This window comes from Streptomyces sp. NPDC058683, from assembly GCF_042716195.1.
In the GTDB taxonomy this organism is placed as follows: Bacteria; Actinomycetota; Actinomycetes; order Streptomycetales; family Streptomycetaceae; genus Streptomyces.
Window position 1 is genome coordinate 1 of record NZ_JBHXSK010000017.1, and the last position, 1,577, is coordinate 1,577.

Annotated in this window: 1 protein-coding gene; it reads left to right on the forward strand. The window is 73.7% G+C overall.

Annotated elements, in window-relative coordinates:
* A partial coding sequence (locus ACFWXC_RS19875; protein ID WP_384480380.1) for a hypothetical protein occupies positions 1 to 1,458 on the forward strand: 1,458 nt, incomplete at its 5' end.
* Between the last annotated feature and the right edge of the window lie 119 nt (positions 1,459 to 1,577).

Consider the following 1,577-nt stretch of genomic DNA (forward strand, 5'->3'; position numbering starts at 1 on the left):
CCGCAGGGCCCGGCGGGCCCCACCGGCGGCCCGGTCACCGGCGACGGCCCGTTCATCCCGCCGGTCAACGGCGGCGAGCCTTTCGCCGGCCCCGGCGGTCCGGGCGGCGCGCCCTTCAACGGCGGTGAGCCCTTCGGCGCGCCGGGCGGCCCCGCCGGCCGTGGTGGCCGTCCGGGCGGCCCTGGCCGTCACGCCCAGGCCGGACCCGGCGCGCGCACCGCCCCCGCCGGTCCCGGCCTCGGCCCCGGCGGCGGCCTGAGCGACGACACCGCGATCCTCACCCCGCAGAAGCCCGCCCCCGAGCCGGGCACGCCCGGCTACGGATCCCCGGCGGACAACGTCTCCGGACACACCGTCACCAGCGGCATCCCGGTCGTGCCGTCGGGTGCGAACTCTCCGTTCGCGCCGGGCGCGCCCGGCGACGGCCCGCTGCCGCACACGCCCCCGAAGCTGCCCGAACCGGTCTCGCCGCCCCCGGCCGAGTCCAAGAGCAAGGGCAAGGGCAAGGCGAAGAAGAAGCGCGGCAAGCTGCCGCTGCTCGTCGGTGTCGTGGTGGTCGCCGGTCTCGGTGTCTACGGCGCCGGGCTCCTGATGAACCACTCCGACGTGCCCAAGGGCACCACGGTGCTCGGCGTCGACATCGGCGGCGGCACCCGCGACGACGCCGTCAAGAAGCTCGACGACGCGTTCGGCACGCGGGTGAACAAGCCGCTGAAGCTGTCGGTCGACGGCAAGGCCGTCTCACTGCCGCCGGACCAGGCGGGCCTGCAGTTCGACATGCAGTCCACGGTCGAGGAGGCCGCCAAGAGCGACTACAACCCGGTCTCCGTGATCGGGGCCCTGTTCGGCCGGCAGCGGGTCGTCGCCCCCGTCATGCCGGTCGACGAGGAGAAGCTCCAGGCCGCCCTCAAGGGCCTCGGCAGCGGCTCGGGCTCGGCCACCGAGGGCACGATCAAGTTCACCTCGGGGAAGGCCGTCGCGGTCTACGGCAAGGCGGGCAAGGGCATCGACGCGGCCGCCTCCACGAAGGCGGTCGAGCAGGCGTACGAGTCGATGGTGGAGACGAACGCGGCTTCCGCGGTCGCCGTACCGACGACCACCGTGCAGCCGACGGTCTCCAACGCGGAGGTCGACCGCGAGATGAAGGACTTCGCGGAGCCGGCGATGTCGAAGAACGTCATCGTGCAGACGGACGCGGTGCACAGCATCCCGTTCGGCGCGCTGTCGCTGCCGAAGATCCTCGGCTTCAAGGCCGTCGACGGCAAGCTGGTCGAGACGTACGACCTCGACGCCCTCAAGAAGGCGTACGGCGCCACCTTCGACGGCGTGCTGATCACCCGGGGCACCGGCCAGAAGACGGCCGTCACCCCGCAGGACGTCGCCTCCGCGCTGCGCAAGGCGCTGGTCGGCAAGACGACGGCGGAGCGGACCGGGGTCATCGACACCAACCCGAGCTGACGCCCACTGTGAGAGGGGGGCGCCCGGTGAGTACCGGGGCGCCCCCCCAACCCGGGGCCCCCCGGCGGGGGTCAAAAAGTAATAGGGCGACCGCGCGGGGGGGGCGGTCCCCCCACCGG